This is a genomic window from Teichococcus wenyumeiae (assembly GCF_003696345.1).
GTDB lineage: Bacteria > Pseudomonadota > Alphaproteobacteria > Acetobacterales > Acetobacteraceae > Pseudoroseomonas > Pseudoroseomonas wenyumeiae.
Window position 1 is genome coordinate 1 of the sequence record NZ_RFLX01000096.1, and the last position, 4,881, is coordinate 4,881.

Genomic DNA, 4,881 nt, shown 5'->3' on the forward strand with positions numbered 1-4,881 from the left:
GCGCAGGAACAGCGCCTCGTGCTCGGCGATCTGGTCGCCCAGCATATGGATCTGCGTGTGCCACCCCAGGGCCTGCACTCGTGCCGAAAGCGGCTCCAGCATGTCGATGGTCGTCACCCCGGCCTGGACCAGGTTGAAGCGGATGCCGCGCACCCCGGCCTCATGCATCTCGCGCAGCTGCGCGTCCGTCACGCTGGTGTCCACCACCGCGACCATGCGCGCCCGCTCCGGGCCCAGCTCCCGCATGGCCTGCAGGTGGAGGCGGTTATCGGTGCCGTAGGTGGAGGGCGTGACCAGCACGGAGCGCTGGGTGCCGAGCCTGCGTGCCAGCGCACGGTAATCCTCCGGCGAGGCATCCGGCGGCCGCAGCTGGGTGCGTGGATCGGCCGGGAAGCGGGCATCGTAGACGTGGTGGTGGCAATCCGTGGCCAGCGGCGGCGCAGGCGTGCGGGGGGGCTCCGTGCCGGCGGAGAACTTCACAGGTCCTGCCGTGCCCCGCACCATGCCGGGCGCTGTTGCGGCGGACTGGGCGCCGACGGGGGTGCTCGGCCACGTTGACCCCACGGCCGCCAATCCGGCGCCGGCTAGCAGGGCACGGCGAGACTGTGTCGGGTTCATGCGTTTTCTCCCATCGCGCCTGTTCCGGTCGGCGCTCTGAAGAGCATGGCTGGAGTCTGCGCCAAGGTCGACAGCCCGGGGACGGCGGGGGGTTAGCCGCGGTTACACACAGCGGTGAGCTGATTGATGAGGACGGGAGCGTTTCAAAGGCCTTGCCGGGAGCGGGTACTCGTCTTTCGAGACGAATGGCAACCAGACCAGCATTCTGTTGGCCGCGACCAGATGGCGCAGCAGTTGGAAGTCCCGTAGCGACCCCGGCCCTGGCCGGGCGAGCGTTGGCCACCACCGGATCGCCTGACTTCTCATCAGGAGTAGAGCCTCCGGGGTTCGTGATACCGGTGGTGGCCGGCACGCATGGAACAGCAGTTTGCAAAGCACCTAGGCTCAGGACTTCGGTAACGGAGCTTCCTCAGTCAAGGCGATAGTGACGCGTAAGGGGGTCTGCGCGCACAGGCTGTGCCGCGGCTTCCTGATGTATCGGGCTCCTGATCACTGCTTCTGCTCCGTGCGCTCCTTCGCCTGAGATCACCCCGGGTTTATGCTTCGGTCCGTGGTCAGCGCGGTGGCTGCCAACATGATGCTGGTCCAATGGAGAGCCCGACGCGCCCATCTCATAAGCGTGCTCGACCGTAGGTCGGCAACAGTCCTGACCACGGCGTCGTCGGAACCCCCTCCCGGTGGGGACCTCGAAGGTCTGCGCTCAGGCAGACATCAGCGGCAGCTTGCGGCCTCCGCGCAGGCGATCATGCCGCAACGCGTTCTGGCGTGGCATCGAGACGGAAGTCTGTGCCATCGCTCCACATCCGGTGGAGGATCGTTCCGATCCGTCGTGCCAGCGCCACCATCGCTCGTTTGGTGCCGCGCCGCCGGAGCACTTGAACAGCCCAGCTTCTGATCCAGGATGCCGGGCCCCGGTGCATCAGCACGGTGGCCGCCTGGCACAGTGCTCGTCGGAGATTGGGTGGATTCACGTGGTCGTCGCAACACCAAGGTGGAGGGTGGTTGCGATGGCTGGTCGGCGGCGTTCGGACTGGGCTTTGCGGGCGAAGTCTCTCTCGCCTGGACGGCCGGGGGTAGCCCGGCGTGAGGAGCGGCGGCAGTTCTGGAGGTTGATTGCGGCGGGACAGTCGAGCTGGGACGCGGCGATCGGCGCAGGGGTGTCGGAGGCGGTAGGGTCCCGATGGTTTCGGGAGGCGGGCGGGATGCCACCATCAACGCTGGGGCGGTCGTCGAAGTCATCCTCGGGGCGATACCTGTCATTTGCGGACCGCGAGGAGATCGCGCTCTGGCGCGCGCAGGGGCATGGGGTGCGGGAGATTGCCCGGCGGCTGGGACGGGCGGCATCGACGGTCTCGCGCGAGCTGCGGCGCAACGCCGCGACGCGCAGCGGCGGGCTGGAGTACCGGGCCACGACGGCGCAGTGGCACGCCGAGCGGGCGGCGCGGCGTCCGAAGCCGGCGAAGCTGGTGACGCACCGGGCACTCAGGGCTTATGTGCAGGACCGGCTGGCGGGTGCCGTGAACGCTCCAGGCGGGGCTGCGGTGCCGGGACCGCCGGTGCTGTGGAAGGGCCGGCGGCACGGGCCGCGGCAGCCTCGGCGCTGGGCAAGGGCATGGAGCCCGCAGCAGATTTCGCGGCGGCTGCGGCTCGACTTTCCGGACGATGGGGCGATGCGGATCAGCCATGAGGCCATCTACCAGTCGCTCTATATCCAGGGCCGCGGCGCACTGCGGCGAGAGCTGACGGCGTGCCTGCGCACCGGGCGGACACTCCGCGTACCGCGGGCGCGGAGCCGCGGGAGGGGGAAGTCACATGTCGGCCCTGAGGTGAAGATCAGCGAGCGTCCAGCGGAGGCGGACGATCGGGCCGTGCCGGGGCACTGGGAGGGGGACTTGATCCTCGGCCTTGGCAGTTCGGCGATCGGCACCCTGGTGGAGCGCACAACACGGTTCACGATGCTGCTGCACCTGCCGCGCATGCCGGGATATGGGGACGGGCTCCGCGCGAAAAACGGGCCGGCGCTGGCCGGGCATGGTGCAGAGGCGGTGCGCGATGCCATCACGCGCACGATCATCACCCTGCCGGAGGCGCTGCGGCGGTCACTCACCTGGGACCAAGGTACGGAGATGACGGAGCACCCGCGGCTGCGGATCGACACTGGGCTGCAGGTATACTTCTGCGATCCGCACAGCCCGTGGCAGCGCGGCACGAACGAAAACACGAACGGGCTGCTGCGACAGTACTTCCCCAAGGGAACCGACCTGGCAGCACATAGCGCCGATGACCTCATCGCCGTAGCGACAGCCCTCAACGCGAGACCGCGCAAGACGCTCGGCTGGAGAACGCCAGCCGAAGCTCTTGATGCGGTGCTACGATCAGCGCAGACAGGTGTTGCGACGGCCAGTTGAACGTAAGTTGGCGTCTCCGGCCCGTGTGATGCCGCCGCTCACATCACGCTCGCCAGATTGATGGCGCGATGGCGTCAGACCGACCCACGGGCCGACCTTCTTGGATGAGGTGAACCGGGACGGATCATCGACGGCCGAGCGGTAGGTCAGGGCGACCACCGCTCCGATGCCAGGCATGGTCATCAGACGGCGGCAGACGGGATCATCCTTGGCCAGCGTCCGGACCACGCGCTCAAGCCCGGCCAGCTCGCGGCGCAGGCCGTCGCGCGCCCGTAGCATAGGGGCCGATGCGGCTTCCAGCATGGCGTTGCCTTCGACCAGCTCACGAACCCTGACTTCAAAGCGTCCCCGTGAGATCTGCCCCACCTGCAGCCCAAAGTTCCTCAGCAAGCCGCGCAATGACATCTCGATCGCGATCATGCTCTGCTGGATGGCTTTGCGCGCTCCGAGCAAGGCGCGGACTTCCTGAGCCGAGACGGACTTGCAGTGCACCGGCCTGAACCAGCCCAGGTGGAGCAGGCGAGCAATGCCCTCGGCATCGCGCCGATCTGTTTTGATCGGCATGGCTTTCAAGGCCCCTTTGACCTGTCGGGTCTCCATGAGAACGACATCCGTCCCGGCGTCCGTGAGGCCGCGATGCAGCCACTGCGACAAGGGACCCGCTTCCAGGCCCATCGTCGCCACTTCGCCGCCCAACCCGCTTGTAAAGCGCGCGATCACCGCGGGATCACTGGCAACCTGCGCCTCCTTCACGATCTTGCCGTGCTCGTTGAGTACGCAGACCGCTGTCTTGGCCAGCGAGACGTCCAGCCCGATGAACAACTTCATCTCCCGTGTCCTTTCTTCAGAGCCAACACGGGAACCGCGACAGCACGCCCTCTGCTTTGCAAGCCCTAACAGCCAACGTGACGCAGGCCCCGTTACAGCATCTCATTGATCCAGAAGAGGACGGTGGCGGCGAGGCAGATGGCGGACATGAAGGTGTGGGCGCAGCGGTCATAGCGCATGGCGATGCGGCGGTCCGAGGCAGTGCCTCGAACCCTTGAGCCTGCCGAACATGTTCTCGATACGGTGCCGCTGGCGATACAGCATCCTGTCATGCGGGATGCGCTGCTTGCGGCCGCGGCGTGACGGCATGCAGGGTTCGATGCCGCGGGCGGCCAGGGCCTGGCGGAAGCGGTTGCTGTCATAGCCTTTGTCGCCGATCAGAACGCGGGCAGGAGGCAAGGTGGCAAGCATCAGGGCTGCGCCCTTGTGGTCGCTCATCTGGCCTTCGGAGAGCAACATGACGAGTGGGCGCCCTTGGCCCTCAGTGACGGCGTGCAGCTTGGAATTCAGGCCACCTTTGGTGCGTCCGATACGACGGGGAACAGCCCCTTTTTGAGCAGACTGGCCGCCGTGCGGTGCGCCTTGAGGTGGGTGGCGTCGATCATCAGCCGGTCTGGCTGCCCTTTGCGTCCGGCCAGCCCTGCGAAGATGCGGTTGAAGACGCCCATGCGGCTCCAGCGGATGAAGCGGTTGTAGAGGGTTTTATGTGGGCCGTACTCGGCAGGCGCATCGCGCCAGCGCAGCCCGTTGCGGATGACGTGAATGATGCCGCTGACGACCCGCTGGTCGTCCACCCGCGGCACGCCATGGGGGAGCGGGAAGTAGCGCGAGATCCGCTCGATCTGTGTCTTTGTGAGCCAGAACAGGTCAGCCATGGCAGCACCTCCAGACACCATGCAATCACAACAGGATCAAAGCGCAAGAGGCTCATTAATAGGTCCTGAGCCTAGTGTCCTGATTCTGTAGTTCCTCCGATCTGCTGGGTGCGCTGGCAGAAGCGCTGTATGGCACCGAGGATGTCGTCGGC

At 66.7% G+C, this 4,881-nt stretch carries 3 protein-coding genes and 1 pseudogene; 1 reads left to right on the forward strand and 3 read right to left on the reverse strand.

What is annotated here, in order from left to right:
- The coding region (locus EBE87_RS27585; protein ID WP_233553480.1) for an amidohydrolase family protein at positions 1–618 on the reverse strand (618 nt) is incomplete at its 3' end.
- Positions 619–1,625: 1,007 nt separating this feature from the next.
- Between EBE87_RS27585 and EBE87_RS27595 the strand changes: the two genes are divergently transcribed.
- Positions 1,626–3,026: an IS30 family transposase gene (locus tag EBE87_RS27595; protein WP_122140294.1), complete on the forward strand. Its 1,401-nt coding sequence runs from the start codon at positions 1,626–1,628 to the stop codon at positions 3,024–3,026.
- On the opposite strand, the gene EBE87_RS27600 is transcribed toward EBE87_RS27595, so the two are convergent.
- Together EBE87_RS27600 and EBE87_RS27605 are read right to left on the reverse strand one after the other, a co-directional pair.
- The gene (locus tag EBE87_RS27600; protein WP_199708054.1) at positions 2,994–3,854 is read right to left on the reverse strand and encodes an IS110 family RNA-guided transposase; all 861 of its coding nucleotides are present in this window, start codon (positions 3,852–3,854) and stop codon (positions 2,994–2,996) included. The two genes, EBE87_RS27595 and EBE87_RS27600, sit on opposite strands and share 33 nt — an antisense overlap.
- A gap of 92 nt (positions 3,855–3,946) precedes the next feature.
- Positions 3,947–4,729, reverse strand: a pseudogene (locus EBE87_RS27605) (IS5 family transposase).
- Positions 4,730–4,881 lie beyond the last annotated feature (152 nt).